Genomic DNA, 19,956 nt, shown 5'->3' on the forward strand with positions numbered 1-19,956 from the left:
TTTATAATAAAATAAATTTTATAAATAGTCAAGAGGATTCAAAGTCGCTCCATAGGGCTGGAGGCCGCAAGTGTTGCTGTTTTTTATTTCGGGTGAAAGCAAGGTCTGGCCTCCGCCGTAGATATTCGCATAAACCGTAAAATGGAGATGCGAGCCGGTAGAAAAACCTGTATTACCACTATAACCAATCCGGACTCCCCTATTTACGATATCGCCGACTTTCACCTCTTGCAAAGAAAGATGAGTATATAATGTTGAAAGATTATTGTCGTGTTTAATCACGATATATTTTCCATAAGAACCGCCGTATTTCTTTTTACCATACCAAACCGGAGGACAATATTTATCGGTATTCCCGACAGCTATCACCCGGCCGTTTTCGGCCGCGAAAACCTCCGTCGAGACAGGTACGCCGATATCAATTCCGTTATGAAATCCGCCATTGCCCGTGCCTTCATTGCAGGCCGGATAAGATTTTCTGGCAAAAGAATCGACAATACAGCCGTATCCCTGGGTTAAATTCGCTTTCAAATCTAAATTCAAGGGCATGGCTAAAACTCCAGACCGCGGTACAGGCAGGATATTCGGATCAATTTTTGCTCTTAATTCGGATTCAATTTTGTCAATTTCGGCGCCGACTGCCTGTTGTATTTTTTCCAGCTCATCAATTCTTTGCTGATAGGCGCTTCCTTGTTTTTTATTGACGGCCAAAAGATTTTGTTGCTCTGCTTTTTGATCTTGAACTATAAGTTTTCTATTCTGCGAATCGGCTTTTGCCGCTTCCTGATTTTGCTCTTTCTGCGAAACATCGCCTAATTTCTGGAAACGTTCGTCGTGGAGCTGCCGAAGCGTGGCTACTTCCGTGGCTAAATTAGTATTAAGGTCAAGCAAGTTTTGAGTTTCGGAAATAGTGTCAGTCAAGCTTTTATTTTTCAACAAAATATTTAAAATCCCTTCGCCTTCTTTTTCATTAAGCTCTCTTAATAAATTAATGATGGCCTGTTTCTCAATATCGGACTTATTTCCTATATCTTTGATTTCACTATTCAAAGATTCAATTTCCAAGCCAAGTTTTTCAATAGTGATTCCGCTGGATTTAATTGACAAATTTAACTGGCTGATTTGATAATCGTTCTTTTTAATATCTTTTTGAATAGTGGCGCTTTCTTTGTTTAATTCGTTGAGATTATCAAGAATTTTTTGGCGCTCGGAATCAATCTGTTGAAGCTCGGCGCTTTTCTGGTTGATAGCATCTCTGAGATCTTGAGGAGTGGAAGCCTGAACGGTAGAAAATAGAAAATAGAAAATAGAAAATAGAAAGATAAAAACAATCCAACCAAACTTGTTTGAGAAAATATCCCGCAGGCGTCCAAAGATTGGTCTCCGCGAAGCGGAGTTTGGACGCCGAGGGAAAAGAAAATTTTGCCGCTGGAGCAAAATTATTCTGGTTTTTGAAAACAAGTTTGGTTGGATGCTATTCATTAAACTTTTGAATGGCTATTTTTATTCTTTTCAAACTTTCGTCACGACCCAAAACTCCCAAAATTTCAAAAGGTCCCGGCGAGGCGGTCTGGCCGGAAAGGGCCACTCTCAAAGGCCAAAAAACCTCGCCCCGGCCCCGACTTTCGGCCAAAGCCATAATTTTATTATTAGCATTGTCAAAATCTTCCACTAAAGGCAAAATTGATTGAAGATTATCAAGAATCTTTTCCTTTGGCGTTTTATCCCAAATCAAAAGATTAGCCGGATAATCGGGCAATTCAAAAAAGAAACCGACCAATTTTACGAAATCAGTCAATTTTTTGACTCTTTCCTTTTCAATCTTAACAACTTTTATCAAAAATTCCTCGTCCTTCAGCCATTCGTGAGGAATAAAATTTTTCAGACGCTCAATTAACTCTTCCGGTTCCAATTGCATAATATATTGGCTATTGAGCCAATCCAATTTTTCCAAATTGAAAACCGCTCCTCCTTTCTGAATGCGTTTTAAGTTGAATTGTTTTATTAATTCTTCCAAAGCGAATACTTCCCTGTCGTCTTCCTCCGGGTGCCAACCCAGCAAAGCCAAAAAATTCATCATAGCCTCCGGCAAATAACCTTCATTTCGGTAATCTGCAATTGAGGTTTCAATATAACGCTTGGAGAGTTTGCTTCGGTCAGCTGACAGAATTAAGGGCAAATGGGCATAAACCGGTTCGTCAAAACCCAGGGCTCCTTGGATCATAATTTGTTTCGGTGTATTGGAAATATGATCTTCGCCGCGGATAATATGGCTGATTTTCATTTCAAAATCATCAACCACCACTGCTAGATTATAAAGCGGCGTCCGCAAATTTTTGGCGATAACAATATCTCCGATAAGCCCGGTGTTAAATTTTACTTTACCTCGGATTAAATCGTTGAAAACCACTTCCGTTTCCGGCATTTTAAAACGGATGACCGAGGGTCTTTCAGAATCCGGTTCGCGATTATTCCGGCAACGGCCGCTGTATTTCGGCGCTAAACCCTGGGAAAGCATCGCCTGTTTATCGGCTTCAATTTCTTCTTTGGTACAAAAACAATAATAAGCCCGGCCTTCTTCAAGAAGTTTTTTGATATATTTTTCATAAATATCCAATCTATCGGTTTGCCGGAAAGGACCTTCGTCCCAATTCAATCCCAGCCATTGAAGGCTCTCAATAATATCCTTTTCATACTTTTGGTCGGAACGCTCCAAATCCGTGTCCTCTATCCGTAAAATAAAGCTCCCGCCCTGATTTTTGGCAAAAAGCCAGTTAAACAGAGCGGTCCGGGCCGTGCCCATGTGCAAAAGACCGGTTGGCGAGGGCGCAATCCGCACCCGAATGTCTTTTTTGGGACTATCAGCCATAATATTTGATTATAAATCAAAATAAGCTTTTTGGCTATCAAGCAAATTTACTATTGTAATTCCACGATCGTGGAATTACAATAGTAAATTCAAAATTCAATTTTTCTAATCAAAATGACTTTAAAATTTCTTCCGCGATTTTTTGGGCGGCTTCGGGTTCGGCGAAATTTTTGGCCGCCTGACTCATTTTATTTTGCGATTCCGGGTCGGTTAAAATCTTTTTTGCCTGGCTTATAAAAATACTAGACTTAAAATTGGCTTCTTCCATTACTACCGCCGCTCCGGTTTTGGCATATTCATACGCATTTACTTTCTGATGGTCGCTGGCTGATTCTTCCAAGGGAATTAAGATACTCGGCTTGCCGAAAGCGGCAATTTCAAAAATACTGCCACTACCGGCACGGGAAAGAACCAAATCCGCCGCCGCAAATGCTTCTCTTATGGCTTTGGCGTCTTGCAAGTAGCCGACTAATTGATAACGATTTTTATAAAAATCTCCCAAGGTCTTAAGCAGAAAATCGGAATCTTTTTTGGTCTCCGAATAATTAATCGGGCCGGATTGATGAATAACTTGAGCGAAATCAAGAATTTCTCCCAAATTATCCAGAATGAAATTATTGACTGACAAAGCGCCTTGCGAACCGCCGATAACCAAAATCACCGGTTCGGCGGAATTGAAGCCCAAAGTTTTTTTCGCCGTTTCCTTGTCGGGAATTTCTCTTATAATCTCCGGCCGGATGGGATTGCCGACCAGAATTGTTTTATCAGCGGGAAAATATTGCGCCGCTTTTTCAAAAGATATGAGAATTTTCCCGGCAAAACGGGTAGCCCAAAGATTAGTCAAGCCCGGAATTGTGTCTGATTCGTGAATGATTATCGGTATCCGGTAAAATCTGGAAGCCAAAATGACGGCCATTGGAACTCCTGTCCCCCCTTTGGAAAAAACCACGTCTGGCATAAACCGAAAAATTTTAAAAAGCGCCTGAAAAAAACTGAAAACAAATTTAGGAGCGTCAATGAAATTATTTAAAGAAAAATAACGCCGCAGTTTGCTGGAGATAATCTTTTCGATTTTTATTCCCCTACCCTCAAATTCGTTGTTCAAAACGCCAGCCGGCCCGAAATATTTTATTTCTATATTGCGATTTTGTTCTGCGGCTAAGCGATAAATTGCTTCAGCCACCGCGACCAAGGGATAGATATGCCCTCCCGTGCCGCCGGCGGTTAAAAGTATTCTGGTTTTATCTTTCATAATCTATCGTTTTTTTATGACTCTTTTCACCGCTTCTTTAATGGCGTCCACTCCCATTCCGTATTTTTCAAGCAAGTCGTTCATATTGCCGGATTCGCCGAAAGTGTCCTGCATCCCGATAAATTCCATCGGTGTCGGATAATTTTTGGCTAAAATTTCCGCTACCGCGCCGCCCAAACCGCCTTTAACCTGATGCTCTTCAACGGTAACTACTGCCCGGCATTTTTTGGCAACATCTATTATGATTTTCTCGTCCATTGGTTTTAAAGTGTGATTATTGACCACGATGGTATTAATCCCCTCTTCGGCTAAATCTTTAGCCGCCAATAAAGCGTTATAAACCAACGGCCCACAGCCGATAATGGCGCATTGCGGTTTTGAAGAATCCCAAAAAATTTCCGCTTTGCCTGGGATAAAGGGCGTTTGGTCGGTGGTGAACACCGGCGTTTTCTCCCGCGTCAAACGAATATAATCCGGCCCCCAAATTTTAGCCGCGGCCACCGTCGCCTTTTTTGCCTCAAGGGAATCGCAGGGAACAAAAATCCTCATGCCGGGCAAAACTCTCATAATAGCCAAATCTTCGGTTGCTTGGTGAGTGGCGCCGTCAGGCCCGGTGGAAATTCCGGCGTGAGCTCCGGCGATATTGACATTAGTGTTGCCGTAAGCGATAAAAGACCTGATTTGCTCCCAATTGCGTCCCGGGGAAAAAGTGGCGTAAGAAGAAATAAAGGGAATTTTCCCGCTTAAAGCCAAGCCCGCGGCCACCACCGCCATATTCTGTTCGGCAATGCCCATTTCAAAAAATCTTTCGGGAAATTTATCCCGGAATCCGGAACAACGGGTGGAATCGGTGATGTCGGCGCACAAAACCACGACATTGGGGTCGGCTTCGCCGGCGATAATCAAACCCTCGCCGAATCCGAAACGGGTCGGCTCCTGTTTGATTTCTTTATTAAAAATTTCTGAAGAAAGTTTTACTTGGGGATTTAACATATATTTATTATTCTTCTTTAATTTTTCCGCACAAAGTCCGCAACTCTTTTAAAGCCAAATCGGCTTCGTCTTTTGTCGGTGGCACGCCGTGATATTTAAATTCGCATTCCATGAAACCCACTCCCTTGCCGGGGATGGTGTGGGCGATAATTATTGTCGGTTTTTCATAAATCGCTTTGGCTTCGTTGGTGGCGTCAATTATCGCTTCAATGTTGTGGCCGTCAACTTCAAGCACGTGCCAATTGAAGGCCTCGTATTTTTCCCGCAACGGTTCCAAGGGCATCACGTTTTCGGTATAGCCGTCAATCTGGATATTATTGCGATCTAAAATAGCGGTGACATTACTCAAGCGATTCTTACCCGCAAACAACATCGCCTCCCAGACATTTCCTTCGTTCTGCTCGCCGTCCGAGGTGACGCAATAAATCCGATGCTTCTTCTTATCCATCCGGGCCGCCAAAGCCATACCGATGGACTGGGAAAGGCCGGCGCCCAAAGGGCCGGAAGTGGCTTCAATGCCCGGCAGGGCCCCATAATGGGGATGACCCTGAAGACGGGAATTGATTTTTCTCAAGGTTTTCAATTCTTCCAAAGGAAAATAGCCGGCATAGGCCATCGCCACGTACTGAACCGGGCAATAATGGCCACAGGATAAAATCAGTCGATCCCGTTCCGGCCATTCGGGATTTTTCGGGTCGTGATTAAGGATATGGAAATAAAGAGCCGTGAAAATATCGGCGCTGCCCAAAGTGGAAGCAGAATGGCCGGAGCCCGCTTCAAGCAAGGTCTCAATTATTTTCTGGCGAATTTTATTCGCCATCTCCTCAAGAAATTTTATTTTTTTGTCGTAGGATTCAGCCATTTTATTTTTAGATGTTTAAAAAATCTTCATACGCTTTTTGCGGATTCGGACTACCGAAAATATACGATGCCGAAACAATAATATCCACTCCGGCTTCTTTGGCTAATTTGGCGGTTTCCAAATCAATTCCGCCGTCTGCTTCTATAATAACACCCGGATAATAATTCTTCAAAAATTTAATTTTTTCCAAAACATTTTCATTTAATTTTTGCCCCGCCAAACCGGGACTTACCCCCAAAACCAGCACGAATTTTATAAGACGCTGATTTACGCCGATTTCGGGCTGATTAATGCTGATAAATGGAATTAGTTTTTCAACTGACGTTTCCGGATTAATCGCCAAACCAATTTCACAATTTTTATCAAATAAATTTTGAATTTTAAATTGTAATTTTGATTTTTCCAATGCTTCCAGAGAAATAATTATTCGTTTGGCGCCGGCTGAAACCCAGTCCTTAATTACGACTTCGGGATTTTCCACCATTAAATGAACTTCAATATCGGCTTTCAGCCCGGAATTTATAGCTTTTAAGTCGCCGGGATTGTTCCAAGTGGTATTGGCGGCGAATTTGCCGTCAACAACGTCAAGATGAATCCACCGGCTGAATTCGCCGGCGATATTGATTTTTTTTAAAACCTCGCTAAATTCAATTTCGTTAATGGCCGGGATTACTAACATAAAATTATAATTTACTGACTAGTGGCTAATTACTCGCTTCTATTTCGGCAATTTTTTTTAATCGTCTTTTATGGCGTTCTTCTTTAGAAAAAGGCGTCTGCAGCCAAACGCTTAAGATTTTTTTAGCTTGTTCTTCGTCCAAAAAATCGGCCGCCAAACATAAAACATTAGCGTCAACATCATTACGGCTGGAAAAGGCCTGGTCGGGATTATTGGCCAAAGCCGAGCGAATGCGGCTAAATTTATTAGCCGTTACGTCTATGCCCACGCCTGAACCGCAAATCAAAATCCCCCGCCTGTTGTCCGGGTCCTGGGCCACTTCCTGAGCCACTGCGGCGACAAAATCGGGATAATCATCAACCTCGTCGTAATGGTCGTTACCCTTGTCGTCCACGGTGTACCCCCGATTTGAAATAAATTGTTTTAATTTTTCCTTAAGATTGAAACCCCGATGGTCGGCGCCGATAAAAATTATCATATGTTTTTATAATGCTTCCGCCGCTCTCAAAACGTGTTTTATCAAAATAGAACAATAGCCCCATTCATTTTCGTACCAAACCAGAACCTTTACCAAATCTCCGTCAACTACTTTAGTGAAGGACAAATCCACAATCGCGCCGGTTTCTTTTCCGATAATATCCGAAGAAACCAACGGCTCTTCGCTGACTTCCAGAATTCCTTTCATTTCGGGGTTAGCCGCGGCCTTTTTTAAAATTTCATTAATTTCTTCAACCGAGGTTTTCCGCTTTGCCAAAAAAGTAATATCAGCCAGAGACCCGCAAACCACCGGCGTCCTTATGGCGATGCCGTCAAACTTGCCGTCCAATTCTTTAATCACCCGGCCAACCGTTAAAGCCGCTCCGGTTGTTGAAGGAATCAAATTCTGGGCTCCGGCTCGGCCCCGCAAAAAATCTTTGCCTTTAACCGGCCCGTCAACCAAACTCTGGGTAGCGGTGTAGGCGTGAGTGGTATTTAAAATTGCTTTGCTGATGCCTGGATTTTTCGCCAAAACCGCCATTACCGGCGCGACAGCATTGGTGGTGCAAGACCCGTTGGAAGTTAAATTAGTAGTTTTAAAATCTTTATCATTCAAACCGACTAAAATCGTTTTGCCATTGGCTGTTCCTTCGGCATCTTTGGCCGGCGCCGTTATTACCACTCTTTTCGCGCCAGCTCCAAGATGAACTTTCGCCTTTTCAAAAGATTCAAAAATGCCGGTGGCCTCAACAACGACATCAATACCCAACTTCCCCCAGGGCAAATTAAGCGGGTCTTTTTCCTGTAAAACCAGAATTTTTTTGCCGTCAACTATAAGATATTTTTCATCCCCGTTTACGACAGTTTCTATTTCGCCAGGGAAAGTCCGATAAACGGAATCATGTTTTAATAAGTAAGCTAAATTTTCCAAATCGCCCAAATCATTAATGGCCGCAATTTCTAAAGACGGCTCATTTAAGGCCTGCCTGAAAAACAAGCGGCCAATTCTCCCAAAACCATTAATTGCGATTTTCGCCATAATAATTTTATTATAACAAATTAATAGAAATTAGTAATTAAGGGTTTTTCTTCATTTCTTCTTTTAATTCCCTGATCCGGTCCTGAATCATCCCGGCTCGGTGATATTCTTCGTTTTTGGCGGCGGCGTACATTTGCTCTCTTAAGGTCTCAATCATTTTTTCGTATTCCTCTTCGGTGATAAAAAGTTTTTCTTTCTCCTCTAATCGTTCTCTCGTTTCTTCATCTTCTTGCCGGGAGATTTCATCAACCAAGCCGGAACGCTGCCATTCAAAGCCGGTAAAAATAATTTTTTCATATAAATCTTGGGCTGATTTTTTGTCTTGAACGGACGAACCCGGGGCAATTAAAACCGTATCTTTCAATTCCTTGGCGCCCCGCTCAATCATTTCCAAACTCCACCAGGGACGCGCCGAAGCCCACCAATACTGGTCTGAATGCAGAGCGGCATCCAAAAGATTTCTGGCTTTTTGACATTTTTTCTTTTTAACCGCCTTCAGGGCAAGATTTGTTAATTGCCACTGCCAGACCTGAATTTTATTTTTGGGGTCAGCCCAGCGGGCATAAGGCAATTTTCTGGCCAAATCATGAGGCACCAAAGCCCAGGTTGAATCTCTAGGTTCAACCACTTCTCTTTTCGGGAATGAAGAAATAAGTTCGGAAATCGTAACCGTTTTTAATTGAGGGCTGGTGGAAATTTCAAAAAGTAATTTTTCCAAGCCGGGACGATGATGCCCGAAAGTTTCGCCGTCCATCGCCGTAAACAAATACTCATTTTTGGAAAGCCGTTCTCCTAATTCGCGCAAAAGAACGGAAACAACGCCAATTTGAGCCGATAAAATCCGAAAAGAAAAATTTCTTTCCCTGAAAAACACGAAAAAATCTTTCAGCCCTTTGATTTCATAAATTTGGTCGGCTTTAATCTGATTTTCCTGATAAACTTTTTTAACCTGAACACTCGGAAACGCCAACTCATCAACTAAAATATATCGGTAGCCCAATTTTTTGGCTGCCTCGGCTACTTTTTTAGAATAAGCCATTTCCGGCGGGAAAAAACCTCTTCGTTGCCAAGCGGAGCCAAAATATTTTTTCAGGGTTTCTTCGTTTAATTTTATCTGTCTGATAATTTCCGACGACGGCAGTTTCGGCAAAAAAGCGTGGTATTTGGCGCTGCCGGTCAATTCAATCTGACCTCTTTGGGCCAAAAATTTAATATCGGAGATAACATCGCGGCAATTATTTTTATCCAACAGCTCGCATAAAATGCCGTTTATATTTAAAGTAGTTTTAACCTGAGGCGCTTTTTTTAACTCGGCGAGAATTTTACGATAAGATTCATCGGCAATTCTTTTGACCCAAATTGGTTTTTGCGTCGGCGGCTGATAAATGTGCAAAAAATTAGCCCAGTACATTTTTAAGCGTTTTTCTTTTTTAAATCTATGGCTTTAAAAAATAAATCCATGTATTTCTGGGCTGACTTTTCCCAGGAGAAATCTTTTTCCATCCCCCGTTTCTGAATTTCCTGCCAAACTTGACGATGCCGATAATTTTCAAAAGCCCGGGTTATGGCTATGCTCAAAGCCAATGAATCAAATTCTTTAAAAACGAAACCTGTGCCCGTATTGGTTCGCGGATTATAATCTTCAACCGTGTCGGCCAAACCGCCAGTTTTTCTGACTATCGGAACGACCCCGTACCGCATTGATTCCATCTGGACTAATCCCGCGGGTTCAAACTTTGAAGGAATTAAAACGGCATCAGCCCCGGACCGAATCAAATGTGGTAAAACTTCATCAAAAGTCAAATGAGAAGCCACCTGTTCCGGAAATTTTTCTCCCAAATCCTGGAAAAACTTCATATAGCGTCCATCACCCGAACCCAAAACCACTAATTGAAAACCTAGTTGTTTTAATAATGGTTCAACTATCGGAAACAACAAATCAAACCCTTTTTGTTCGTCCATCCGAGAAACAATACCGACGACAAAAACATCTTTTTTAACCGGCAGATTGAATTTTTCCTGAAGTTCTATTTTGTTTTCGACTCGTTTTTCCAAACTTTTGACATTATAATGCTTAACCAGATAAGGGTCGGTTTCCGGATTAATCGTTTCATAATCAATGCCGTTTAAAACGCCGTAAACCCGGGAACGCCGTTCCCGCAACAGATCATCCAGAAGCTCACCGTATTCCGGAGTCATAATCTCTTTGGAGTAATTTGAAGAAACGGTATTGACAATATCGGCGTATTTGATTCCCCGGCGCATGGCGTTTATTTTTAAAAGACGGGGATTAAAAAAAGAAGGAATCAAAGAATGGCCGTCGTCAAAATCCATTTCGGTAATGAAACGATGGTCAAACATTCCCTGATAATACAAATTGTGAATGGAAAAAACAGTAGCAATGGAATTAAGTTTCGGGTCATCTTTATAATTTTGATGCAAATAACTGACTAGAAATCCGCTCTGCCAATCGGAAGACACAATCACATCAGGCGTCCAGTCTTTAGTGGCTCTTAAAAACTCCAAAACGCCGCGGGAAAGTAAAGCCCAACGGACCGCGTCATCGCCATAGCCGTAAATATTCGCCCGCTTTTCGTAATATTCCTCATTTTCCAAAAAATAAGAGGTAACCGGCGCCCGAAGGTCGCCCGATGGAGATTCAAATTTTTTTACATTACAAATCAAGTGTTCAGGCTGACCCGCCTCTTCGGCGTCAGTGGGAACTTTAAGCCCTTCGTATATATTTCTTAATTTATATTTTTCCTGGTCAACGCCGGCGTATAACGGAATCATTACCCGGGCGTCATAACCCAGATGGCGCAAAGCCCGGGGCAAAGAAAACATCACCTCTCCGAGCCCGCCAGCCTTAACGAAAGGAGCGGCTTCGGAGGCCACAAAAAGAATTTTCGGAAAAGATTTTTTAATAGCAAAAAATGACATGATCGTATTTATCTATTTTAACATAGTTTACGCTTATCTCTTAATATAGAGATATTAAACGAATTATTTTTTCTTTAAAAATCGCTTCATCGACAAAGCGTAAAGATAACTGTCAATATTCAAAGCCGCCTTAATGGCATCGCCAATGGCAATGTTCACCTGGCGATACAAACCGTCGGTAACATCGCCGGCGGCCCAAATTCCTTTACAGGAAGTTTCCTGAGTTTTAGGGTCAATTATAATTTCGTTATTTTTATTCAGTTTGACCAAATTTTTGGCAATCTCGCTGTTGGGCTGATAGCCGACGCTGACAAACACGCCCTGGAGATTTAATTTTTTAATCTTGCCGTTGCGGCGGTCTTTATACTCTAATCCTTTGACGAATTCCCCGCCGAAAATTTCCCGCGCCTCGGCCATCGTGATGATTTCAACTTTTTTCGATTTTTTTACTTTTTCTTTGGTAATCAAATCGGCGCTTAAAACATCAGTGTATTCCAGGAGATAAATTTTGGAAGCGTAAGCTAAAAGGTCGGAAACCGCCTCAAAGCCGGAATTTCCGCCTCCGATAACGGCCACGGTTTTATTTCTCATCAAAGGAGCGTCGCAGATGGAACAATAAAAAACTCCCCGGCCTTCAAATTCTTTTTCCCCGGGAATGTTTATTTTTTTCCGGCGGCTGCCGGAAACGATCAAAATAGTTTTGGTGTCAAAATTTTTCCTTTCTTTGGTAAAAATCTTGAATCCCGCTTTATTTTTTTTGATTTCCGTGACGGAATCGCCCTCAATGATTTTTATATTTTTTTGGAATTCCAGCTGGTCTTTGAGCGTTTTGGCCAAATTTAAGCCGGATATTGATTTAATACCGATAAAATTCTGGATTTCCGCGGAAACCACCGCTTGCCCGCCGACGGAATCGCTTATTAAAATTCCTTTAAGTTTTTTTCGGGCGGCGTAAATTCCGGCGGCCACTCCGGCCGGTCCCCCGCCGACGATTATCAGATCGTGTACCATAAGATTTTTTTGTTTTTATTTTTGTCTTAATTCGTTTTTTCCCGGTTGAGGCAATAGATTTGGATTTCTGTTTTTTGATGGCCTCTTCCAATTGAACGCGGTTGAAATTTATTAAAATCTTTCCGTCAATATCAAAAACCGGCACCGCCAACTGATGGGATTTTTCCAGCATTTCCTTTTGAGCTTTTTCGTCCCTGCTAATATCATATTCTTTATAGGCAATCTTTTTCTCTTTAAGAAACTCCTTGGCCATCTCGCAAAAAACGCAGGCGGGAGTAGTATAAATTTTAATCATTTGGTTTAAATAATCTGTGAATTACGAAACTCCAATTTTGCCGATAACAGGCAAAAAGATTTTTCTGAAATCTAAACGGAAGCGCAGGATTTGCAAAGCAAATCCGTGAGCGGATTGAAGAAAATATTTTCGCCTGTTATTAACTCGTAATTCACAGAAATAATAGTAATATTATATCATATAATAAGAAACATAATGTTTAACCGGATTAAAAAATTTCTTTTTGAAAATCAGTCTCTTCGTCAGACGGTGATGAAAAACGCTTTCTGGCTTAATTTCGGAGAGATAGCCAGCCGCCTTATCAGGGCGGTAGTCATTATTTACGCCGCCCGGCTTATCGGCGCGGCCGGCTACGGCGTTTTTTCTTATGCTCTTAACTTAGCCGGCCTGTTTACCATCTTTTCCGATATCGGAGTCAGCAGTATCCTCACCAGGGAAGCGGCAAAAAATCCCGAAACCAGGACTCAATATCTTTCCACCGCTTTCTTCATTAAATTATGCCTGATTGCCATAAGCATTGTTATGGTGATTTTCCTGGCTCCTTTTTTCACTAAAATCAAAGAATCCGTTCCCCTTTTGCCGGTCATCGCCTTTCTTTTAGCTTTTGACAGTTTGCGGGATTTCGCTTTTTCTTTTGTCCGAGCTTTGGAAAAAATGCAGGTTGAAGCGGCAGTAAAAATTTTTACGAACACGGCGATTGTCGCTTTGGGCTTTCTGGCTCTTTTCATTTCCGCCACCAGCCGCTCTTTCACCGTCGGTTACACTTTGGGCAGCGGTTTGGGTTTGGCCGCCGTTATTTGGATATTAAGAAAAGAATTCGGAAAAGTTTTCAGCCATTTCCGCAAAGAATTGATTTACCCGATTCTTTCTTCGGCTTGGCCATTTGCCCTTTTTGGTTTATTGGGAGGCATCATGATAAACACCGACATGATAATGCTCGGCTGGTTCCGCCCGGCCCAGGATTTGGGATTTTACGCCGCCGCTTACAAACCGGTCCAGCTTTTTTGGATTTTCCCGGCGCTTTTAGCCAGCAGTTTTTTCCCGATTCTCAGCCGTCTGGCTCATAAAGATAATGAGAAGTTTCGTCTTATTCTTGAAAAATCCATGGCCGTGGTTTTTTTGGTCGGTTTGCCTTTGGTGGCCGGCGGCCTCATACTCGGCCACGATTTTATCAGAATTATTTTCGGAAACGAATATTTGCCGGCTATTCCCGTTTTTCAAATTCTTCTTTTCACCGTTCTTTTGGTTTTCCCGGGAACGTTAATCGGCAATGCCGTTTTCTGCTACGACAAACAAAAAAAATTAATTGGCTATTTTTTTCTCGGAGCCTTAGGCAATGTTTTCTTCAATTTTCTCCTAATCCCGATTTGGGGAATCAGCGGAGCGGCCATATCAACCATCTTCACTCAAATTATCAGCAACGGATTCAGTTGGTGGAAAATGAAAAAAGTGAATAATTTTTATACCCTCCGCCACTTGCCGAAAATAATCATCGCCACTATTCTAATGTCCTTTTTTGTCTGGGGTTTAAATCTTCTGGGAATAAACTTCTTTATTAATTTTCCGCTGTCAATGTTGGTTTATTTTGGATTTTTATATTTGCTCAAAGAACCCATATTAATCAAGGGCAAAGAAATAATAAAGGGAATTGTCAGTTAATCACCGCTTCGTCGCCGATTTTAATATCAAATTTTTCAGCCGAACCGGCTGGAATCTCCAAAACTTTATCAGCTTTTGTTAAAGGCGAGACAATAACAGTTAACCTGCCGCTTTTGGACGGCTGAACGTTTTTTGAAATATCAACAATTTTATTTCCGCTTATCCAAATAATATCCAGCGGAAAATTCATGCCAATCATCCAAAAATTGTATTTACCCGGATTCGTAAAAATAAAAATCATTCCCTTATTTTCTCCAAGCGCTTTCCGGCCGGAAAGACCTTTGGCTTTTTTTAGTATCGTGTCGGCGATTTCCGCTTCAAAAATTTTTCCGTTAATGCCAACTTTCGCAGTTTTGTATTCAAGTTTTACTTCAGTCAAAAAAAACAAACAAACCGCCGGAATAACGATTAAAAATGCCAGAAAAATTATCAGATATTCAGCCATTTAATTAAATAAAAAAAATAGAATTCCTAAAAAATTAGAATTACCTATTATTTGTCCAATCTAAAATTTCTCCCCATTTAACCTTCTCCTCAGCTACTATTGTAATTCCACGATCGTGGAATTACAATAGTAAATTATTTTTTGGCTTTATACTCCAGGGAGAAAACCACTATCCCGAAAGCAACCGCCACGTTAAGCGATTCTTTTTTGCCTTTCATCGGGATTTCCAAAATTTTATCCGAACGTTTTAAAATTGATGCGGGCAAACCCTTAATCTCATTTCCTAAAACCAAAGCAATCTTCGGGGCACTATCACGCGTGATAGTGCCTTTAGTTTTAATTAAAACACTGGAGTAAGGAATGGATTTTTTGCTTTGCTCAATGCTAAAAATTTTATAGCCGTCCCCTTTTAACTTATCTATCAATTTTGTGGTTGAGTCAATTTTTTCCCAGGCCACGTATTTTTCCGCGCCTAAGGAAACCTTGGTCAATTGCGGCCGGTATTTCCCGAATTGGTCAATTGGCGCCGGCGTAATGCCGCAAAGATAAATTTTTTCTATCCCGGCCGCATCGGCAGTCCGAAAAATAGAACCAACATTATGCAAACTGCGGATATTGTGAAGGATAATAATCATTTTAATTTTAATCAATTTTTGATTTACTATTGTAATTCCACGATCGTGGAATTACAATAGTAATGACAATTTTAAATTAATATTTATTGATCTTTTGTTACTCCGATTTTCATATACCAATCACTATTTGAAAACAAGTCGCGGAAAAGCAATGCTAATTGTTTAGGGGGCTATTCCAAAATGGAAATATATATCACCGACGCATTGCCAAGAAAAAGCAGGGGCGCCGATGTAATAGCAAGCGTCATAACTGCTATTTTCATAAGAGTTAGAACCTGCCCCATAGATACGAAAATTATCATCGCCGTAACGAGTGCCAGCGTAATGAATAAAATAATACAAACCAGGGTCTAATGTAATACTATTGTCTAAAAGAATACAAACCTCGCCGGCAATTTCAGGGGGAATCCCCCACCAACCAGTAATTTGAGTGTACCCGGTCATATTAGCCCCATTTTGGGGGTCGGTCGGTTGAGAATATAATTCAAAACCAGTAGCAAACGCTCCCCATTTGGGGTCAACTCTTTGCTGGAGCCAAAGACATACTCGGTTAATTGTTTGGGAATTTCCTTTATTGATAAATTGAGTTATAGCATTTGACCATTGGCTATTAGCCCATATCAAATTATCATGATTTAGTTGACCCACGGGAACGGCGATGGAAGCGGTGCTGATTGCCGAACCTAATCTCTCTTTATCAAACGTCTGAATGGAAAATTGGTAATCACGGCCCACTTCGTTAATGGAAATTTCGGCCGTTGTTGAGGCGGTATTAATTACCTCTAAAGTTGAACTGGTATTGCTAATATCGGTAATTTTGTAAGTTAAACTTGAAGTGGCGCCGGAATAATCCTGCGACGCCTGCCAATTGAAAATTAATTTCATTGTTGAAGAAGAGTATCGCACGACAAAGTCGGCGGGAGCGGCAGGCGCGGAACGCGGCTCAGGGAAACTTAAAGAATTTTGAGGATTGGGAATTGAGCGAATTTCAAAATCAATAGCGTCATCGGTATCGCAACCGTTGCCTAAAAATTCACCGTCATTTTGGCTGGAAATACACTGGTTATTATAGAAAGCTTTTCGCTCTAAACTTTGCCCTTCGGATATTCCAACATTCTCAAGAATGTTGGAATAATTTATTTGATCAATTCCAGAGCCTTGATTATCAATTAAATAAATGGTGCTTGTGCTATTAGGTAAAGTGGCTGACCGGATAATATCGGCAGGCGTACTGGTACTAATATAACTATTAAATCCAACCAAAAGAAAACTTTTCCTTTTTATTAGAGTAATATCTTCGGGCTTGGAACCAAATTTAGCTAATGAATCGGTTGAGGTGGCACCATTCTTTAAAATTCTTAAAGACCAATCGTTGATATCAATCTCACTATTGGTGGGATTATAAAGTTCAATAAATTCTTTGCCTTCGTCTAGTCCTTGGGGATTAAAAAGAATTTCACTGATAACAATATGATTAGCTTCACCTAATTGTCCAACAGAAATAATAGTTGAAGTCGCGGTTGAAGAAGTATTCTGGTCGTCAAAAACAACTAAACCGACTTGGTAATCGCCGGCTTGAAAATAAGTATGAATAGTGGTGGTGGTTGTTGCCGAAGAAGTCGCATTATCACCAAAATCCCACTGATAAGAAATAATTTGACCATCATCAGTTGAAGAGGCGGCATTAAACGTAATTACATCGCCGACCTTCGGATTTTGTGGAGAATAACTGAAAGAGGCATCAGGAGCTTGATTAGGTTGCTCAATGGAACTAACAGAAATAGTAGAAGTGGCAGTGGAAGAAGCGTTTTGATTATCAAAAACAATTAAGCTTACTTGATAATCACCAGCTTGGGAATAATTATGCGTAGTAGTGGCGATAGAAATTGTTGAAGTGGCATTGTCGCCAAAATCCCATTGATAAAGTGAAATTGTTCCATCGGAATCGGGATCGCTTGAAGAAGCGGCGTTAAAAGTAATTAAATCACCAACAACAGGATTCGTTGGAGTATAAACAAAAAAAGCGCTCGGCGCCTGATTAGTCGCAGAACAATTTTTTGGCTGGGCTTTCGGGCTCGGACAAGTTTGAATTTCAAAATCCTGAGAGTTATTATTGGTATCAATAAAAGTATTATTTTGAAATTTTCTCTGAATGCTTTGATTTTCGTTGGGATTGACAGCTGAACCTGATCCCTCAAAATCCACAACACTTCCCCAGCCAACTTTATCGGCTACTTCCTGATTGGGATTTTTTAATTGAAGAGTGTTGTCTTCCGTTAAAGCCATGCCGGAAACGACAACATCGGAATAAGTTGAAGTTGCCCGAAAAATCACAAAATAACTTTTAGCCTCTATTATTTTACCTTCGAAATTATTTTTAGAAACAAATGAATTGAAATCACTGCCAGTTTGAGTTTTTCTTTGAAGGTACCAACCACTCAAACTGACAGCTTGGTCGTTTGGGTTGTAAAGTTCTATAAATCTATTCTCGATTGGAGAAATTTGAATTTCATTAATTAAAATTTTTGAATATTGGATAGCGACGGTTGATTGGTTTAAATTGCCGGCTGGCGGATTATTTACTCCGCCTCCTCCGCCGCCATAAATAATAATATAACCGGAACTATTAACCGCTTTTGGCGTGCCGCCGGCATTAGCCGATGTCTGCCAACTCAAATCATTTTTTCTTTCCATTGTCTGTTTGGAAACATTATCGCCCGCTGGCCAGCTTGGATTCGCTAAAACCTCATCGATTAAATTACATTGACCGTCAAAAAGCCGCAAACCTTCATTAGTATTGGAAAGCCCGCCGGTATAAATTTTATCGGCTGAAATATTTGGCACCGAATTATCATCGGTACGCTCCAAAAGATAAAATCCTCCAGTCGGAATTTTATCTCCATTTTCAAAAGTGATTTTGATTTGCTCGCCTTGGTCAATTAATTGGTGTCCACTCAGGTTTAATTCGGCGCCGGAAATATTTTTCAGTTCAATCCATTCGTCATTGGCGCTATTAGCGGTTCCCATCCAAGCCACTTCGTTGATAATAATTTTTTGTCGAGACGGAGATTGGGAAGTTGCGAAACTACACTGTTTAAAACTCACTGCCTGTGGCGGGCTACTGGTTGCTTGTTGGATTTGTTCTTGTTGTTTTATCTGTTCTTCTTGTCGAGGCGTTATCTCTTCGCCCTGTTCTTCTGTTTCTTCTGAAATATCTATCAGCGATTCTTGTTTTTTAACAACAACCGGCTGGGAATTTTCTTTTTTCGGCGTACCGCCGATTGCGGCTGAGGTATGCCAAGTTAAATCGCTGTTATTTCGTTCCATTGTTTTTTTAGCGGCGTTATCCCCCGCCGGCCATTTAGAATTAGCCAAAACCTCGTCGATAAGATTGCATCCGCCGTCAAACAATCTTAACCCTTCATCGGTGTTTGAAAGAGCGCCGCTATAAATCAAATCGGCTTTTACCGAAGAAACCGCCTCATCTCCATTTCTTTCTAAAAGAAAAAATCCGCCGGCTGGAATAACCGTGTTTTTATCAAAAACAATTTTTATCTGCTCGCCTCGGTCCAAAAGCTGATAGCCGGAAATATCAATAGAATTGCCGGAAATATTTTTTAATTCAATCCATTCATCGTTGGCGTTGCTACCCCCCCCCCCCCCCGCTCCCGCCCATCCAAGCGACTTCATTGATGATGACTTTTGAATGCGACGCTGATTTTTGAGTATCAAAAGAACACTGTTCAAAATTCGCTGACCGAGACGCCTGTCCAGATTGATCCAACTGCGTTTCTTGAGATAAATCTATTACCTGCGCCAACTGAAATTCATCCTTTTTAAAAACATTGGAAAATGTTTCTTTGATTGCTTGAGCAACCTCAACAACTTTTTCAACTCCAGCATTAACTATAGAAACAGCGGCCCGTCCAATGGCTACGGGTAGCTTAAAAGCAACAAAGGACACTCCATTTGCAATATGGTCTGCGACAGCAAACATCGCCCCTTCTATTTTATGCACTATAGAAAGTTTTGGCGAAGCAAGGCACGGTTTCTGCGCGTCTTGTACATTATTTGTTTTTAACTGATCAAGCGAAGATTCAATACCAGAAACGATTTTATCACCTTGATATTTTAGGTAGATATCAGAAAAACCATGCCCTGAAGAACTATCACCTTCTTGTAATTCAATATGAACATTGGACGGTAAAATTTTTCTAGTAAATTGAATACGAGCCACAAGGCCAGTAATAACCTTATCAGTATCAGAGGTGATCCATTTACCGCTACCAGCAACCCGAGATGAAGGAGTTGCCACGCTATAAATAGCAAGGGATTGAGAAGGAACCCCGCCATCTTTGTCAGCAACTACATCATAAAAACTATTAGCATAAAAATTTCCTTGAGAATGAGCGACGAGGAGCAATTTTTGGGTGGCAACTTTTTCACTGGCGGTCTTGAGCATTTCTACGAGATCATAATCCTCTACTGTTTCAGAATCAAAAAGCCCTTGATAAATTGATTTTAAAATATCGCCGAGTCCGGCGAGATGGGATTCGTTATGGAGATAATCAACGGCCAGGGGTTCGCCATTGTAATTTTTTCCAAAATAATATTTTAAGGCATCTCTATTAGAAATAGCACCATCTTTATTAGTTAGAATCCCGTTAATCGTGATGATTGTATAGCCATTCGACGAACAAGTTTGGCTCCCTGTTTGAGCAAAAACAGCAAATGGAGACATAGCAAACAAAACAGCCATTATGGCTATTTTAAATTTTATTGAAAAATAGTTCATAAAAC

The 19,956-nt window shown here is 41.1% G+C and carries 17 protein-coding genes; 1 reads left to right on the forward strand and 16 read right to left on the reverse strand.

Annotation, left to right across the window (positions count from 1 at the left end; translation table 11 throughout):
• Window positions 1-18: 18 nt before the first annotated feature.
• The 12 genes from Q8N22_01000 to Q8N22_01055 all read right to left on the reverse strand — a co-directional run bounded on the left by Q8N22_01000 (window position 19) and on the right by Q8N22_01055 (window position 12,417).
• Window positions 19-1,482 carry a peptidoglycan DD-metalloendopeptidase family protein gene (locus tag Q8N22_01000; GenBank protein ID MDP3052515.1) on the reverse strand — a complete coding sequence of 488 codons (1,464 nt, stop codon included), beginning with the start codon at window positions 1,480-1,482 and terminating at the stop codon, window positions 19-21.
• Window positions 1,475-2,869: a glutamate--tRNA ligase gene (gltX, locus tag Q8N22_01005; GenBank protein ID MDP3052516.1), complete on the reverse strand. Its 1,395-nt coding sequence runs from the start codon at window positions 2,867-2,869 to the stop codon at window positions 1,475-1,477. Before gltX ends, Q8N22_01000 begins: the two co-directional genes overlap by 8 nt.
• A gap of 109 nt (window positions 2,870-2,978) precedes the next feature.
• On the reverse strand, window positions 2,979-4,121 hold the full coding sequence (locus Q8N22_01010; GenBank protein MDP3052517.1) for a UDP-N-acetylglucosamine--N-acetylmuramyl-(pentapeptide) pyrophosphoryl-undecaprenol N-acetylglucosamine transferase: 1,143 nt from the start codon (window positions 4,119-4,121) through the stop codon (window positions 2,979-2,981).
• Between the two features lie 3 nt (window positions 4,122-4,124).
• A complete protein-coding gene (locus tag Q8N22_01015) occupies window positions 4,125-5,114 on the reverse strand; it encodes a transketolase C-terminal domain-containing protein (GenBank protein ID MDP3052518.1) in 990 nt (329 codons plus the stop codon).
• A gap of 7 nt (window positions 5,115-5,121) precedes the next feature.
• Window positions 5,122-5,976 carry a transketolase gene (locus Q8N22_01020; GenBank protein ID MDP3052519.1) on the reverse strand — a complete coding sequence of 285 codons (855 nt, stop codon included), beginning with the start codon at window positions 5,974-5,976 and terminating at the stop codon, window positions 5,122-5,124.
• A gap of 7 nt (window positions 5,977-5,983) precedes the next feature.
• The gene (locus Q8N22_01025; GenBank protein MDP3052520.1) at window positions 5,984-6,655 is read right to left on the reverse strand and encodes a ribulose-phosphate 3-epimerase; all 672 of its coding nucleotides are present in this window, start codon (window positions 6,653-6,655) and stop codon (window positions 5,984-5,986) included.
• Between the two features lie 25 nt (window positions 6,656-6,680).
• Window positions 6,681-7,133: an RpiB/LacA/LacB family sugar-phosphate isomerase gene (locus Q8N22_01030; GenBank protein ID MDP3052521.1), complete on the reverse strand. Its 453-nt coding sequence runs from the start codon at window positions 7,131-7,133 to the stop codon at window positions 6,681-6,683.
• 6 nt (window positions 7,134-7,139) lie between these two features.
• On the reverse strand, window positions 7,140-8,174 hold the full coding sequence (locus tag Q8N22_01035; GenBank protein ID MDP3052522.1) for a glyceraldehyde 3-phosphate dehydrogenase NAD-binding domain-containing protein: 1,035 nt from the start codon (window positions 8,172-8,174) through the stop codon (window positions 7,140-7,142).
• Window positions 8,175-8,208: 34 nt separating this feature from the next.
• Window positions 8,209-9,582 (reverse strand): UvrB/UvrC motif-containing protein, encoded by a 1,374-nt coding sequence (locus Q8N22_01040; GenBank protein MDP3052523.1) that lies wholly within the window; start codon window positions 9,580-9,582, stop codon window positions 8,209-8,211.
• 2 nt (window positions 9,583-9,584) lie between these two features.
• The gene (locus Q8N22_01045) at window positions 9,585-11,111 is read right to left on the reverse strand and encodes a glycogen/starch synthase (GenBank protein ID MDP3052524.1); all 1,527 of its coding nucleotides are present in this window, start codon (window positions 11,109-11,111) and stop codon (window positions 9,585-9,587) included.
• Window positions 11,112-11,174: 63 nt separating this feature from the next.
• Window positions 11,175-12,122 (reverse strand): FAD-dependent oxidoreductase, encoded by a 948-nt coding sequence (locus tag Q8N22_01050; protein ID MDP3052525.1) that lies wholly within the window; start codon window positions 12,120-12,122, stop codon window positions 11,175-11,177.
• Window positions 12,043-12,417: a glutaredoxin family protein gene (locus Q8N22_01055; protein MDP3052526.1), complete on the reverse strand. Its 375-nt coding sequence runs from the start codon at window positions 12,415-12,417 to the stop codon at window positions 12,043-12,045. Before Q8N22_01055 ends, Q8N22_01050 begins: the two co-directional genes overlap by 80 nt.
• Window positions 12,418-12,612: 195 nt before the next feature.
• Between Q8N22_01055 and Q8N22_01060 the strand changes: the two genes are divergently transcribed.
• The gene (locus tag Q8N22_01060) at window positions 12,613-14,076 is read left to right on the forward strand and encodes a flippase (protein MDP3052527.1); all 1,464 of its coding nucleotides are present in this window, start codon (window positions 12,613-12,615) and stop codon (window positions 14,074-14,076) included.
• On the opposite strand, the gene Q8N22_01065 is transcribed toward Q8N22_01060, so the two are convergent.
• From Q8N22_01065 to Q8N22_01080, 4 genes are all read right to left on the reverse strand, one after another.
• A complete protein-coding gene (locus Q8N22_01065; protein ID MDP3052528.1) occupies window positions 14,069-14,521 on the reverse strand; it encodes a DUF192 domain-containing protein in 453 nt (150 codons plus the stop codon). The two genes, Q8N22_01060 and Q8N22_01065, sit on opposite strands and share 8 nt — an antisense overlap.
• A 134-nt stretch (window positions 14,522-14,655) precedes the next feature.
• Window positions 14,656-15,171: a TrmH family RNA methyltransferase gene (locus Q8N22_01070; protein MDP3052529.1), complete on the reverse strand. Its 516-nt coding sequence runs from the start codon at window positions 15,169-15,171 to the stop codon at window positions 14,656-14,658.
• 147 nt (window positions 15,172-15,318) lie between these two features.
• A complete protein-coding gene (locus tag Q8N22_01075) occupies window positions 15,319-18,846 on the reverse strand; it encodes a lamin tail domain-containing protein (GenBank protein MDP3052530.1) in 3,528 nt (1,175 codons plus the stop codon).
• Window positions 18,803-19,951: a hypothetical protein gene (locus tag Q8N22_01080; protein ID MDP3052531.1), complete on the reverse strand. Its 1,149-nt coding sequence runs from the start codon at window positions 19,949-19,951 to the stop codon at window positions 18,803-18,805. The genes Q8N22_01075 and Q8N22_01080 overlap by 44 nt, the downstream gene beginning before the upstream one ends.
• Window positions 19,952-19,956: the final 5 nt, after the last annotated feature.

It is taken from the genome of bacterium (assembly GCA_030693325.1).
Taxonomy (GTDB): Bacteria; Patescibacteriota; Minisyncoccia; order UBA6257; family MFKM01; genus MFKM01.

Excerpts from the sequence above, each read along its gene's own strand:
- Q8N22_01080 (MDP3052531.1), bottom strand. The coding sequence starts at position 19,951 with ATGAACTATTTTTCAATAAAATTTAAAATAGCCATAATGGCTGTTTTG.
- Q8N22_01060 (MDP3052527.1), top strand. The coding sequence starts at position 12,613 with ATGTTTAACCGGATTAAAAAATTTCTTTTTGAAAATCAGTCTCTTCGT.
- Q8N22_01025 (MDP3052520.1), bottom strand. The coding sequence starts at position 6,655 with ATGTTAGTAATCCCGGCCATTAACGAAATTGAATTTAGCGAGGTTTTA.
- Q8N22_01000 (MDP3052515.1), bottom strand. The coding sequence starts at position 1,482 with ATGAATAGCATCCAACCAAACTTGTTTTCAAAAACCAGAATAATTTTG.
- Q8N22_01015 (MDP3052518.1), bottom strand. The coding sequence starts at position 5,114 with ATGTTAAATCCCCAAGTAAAACTTTCTTCAGAAATTTTTAATAAAGAA.
- Q8N22_01020 (MDP3052519.1), bottom strand. The coding sequence starts at position 5,976 with ATGGCTGAATCCTACGACAAAAAAATAAAATTTCTTGAGGAGATGGCG.
- Q8N22_01010 (MDP3052517.1), bottom strand. The coding sequence starts at position 4,121 with ATGAAAGATAAAACCAGAATACTTTTAACCGCCGGCGGCACGGGAGGG.
- Q8N22_01045 (MDP3052524.1), bottom strand. The coding sequence starts at position 11,111 with ATGTCATTTTTTGCTATTAAAAAATCTTTTCCGAAAATTCTTTTTGTG.
- Q8N22_01040 (MDP3052523.1), bottom strand. The coding sequence starts at position 9,582 with ATGTACTGGGCTAATTTTTTGCACATTTATCAGCCGCCGACGCAAAAA.
- Q8N22_01065 (MDP3052528.1), bottom strand. The coding sequence starts at position 14,521 with ATGGCTGAATATCTGATAATTTTTCTGGCATTTTTAATCGTTATTCCG.
- gltX (MDP3052516.1), bottom strand. The coding sequence starts at position 2,869 with ATGGCTGATAGTCCCAAAAAAGACATTCGGGTGCGGATTGCGCCCTCG.
- Q8N22_01055 (MDP3052526.1), bottom strand. The coding sequence starts at position 12,417 with ATGATTAAAATTTATACTACTCCCGCCTGCGTTTTTTGCGAGATGGCC.
- Q8N22_01075 (MDP3052530.1), bottom strand. The coding sequence starts at position 18,846 with ATGAAGTCGCTTGGATGGGCGGGAGCGGGGGGGGGGGGGGGTAGCAAC.
- Q8N22_01030 (MDP3052521.1), bottom strand. The coding sequence starts at position 7,133 with ATGATAATTTTTATCGGCGCCGACCATCGGGGTTTCAATCTTAAGGAA.
- Q8N22_01050 (MDP3052525.1), bottom strand. The coding sequence starts at position 12,122 with ATGGTACACGATCTGATAATCGTCGGCGGGGGACCGGCCGGAGTGGCC.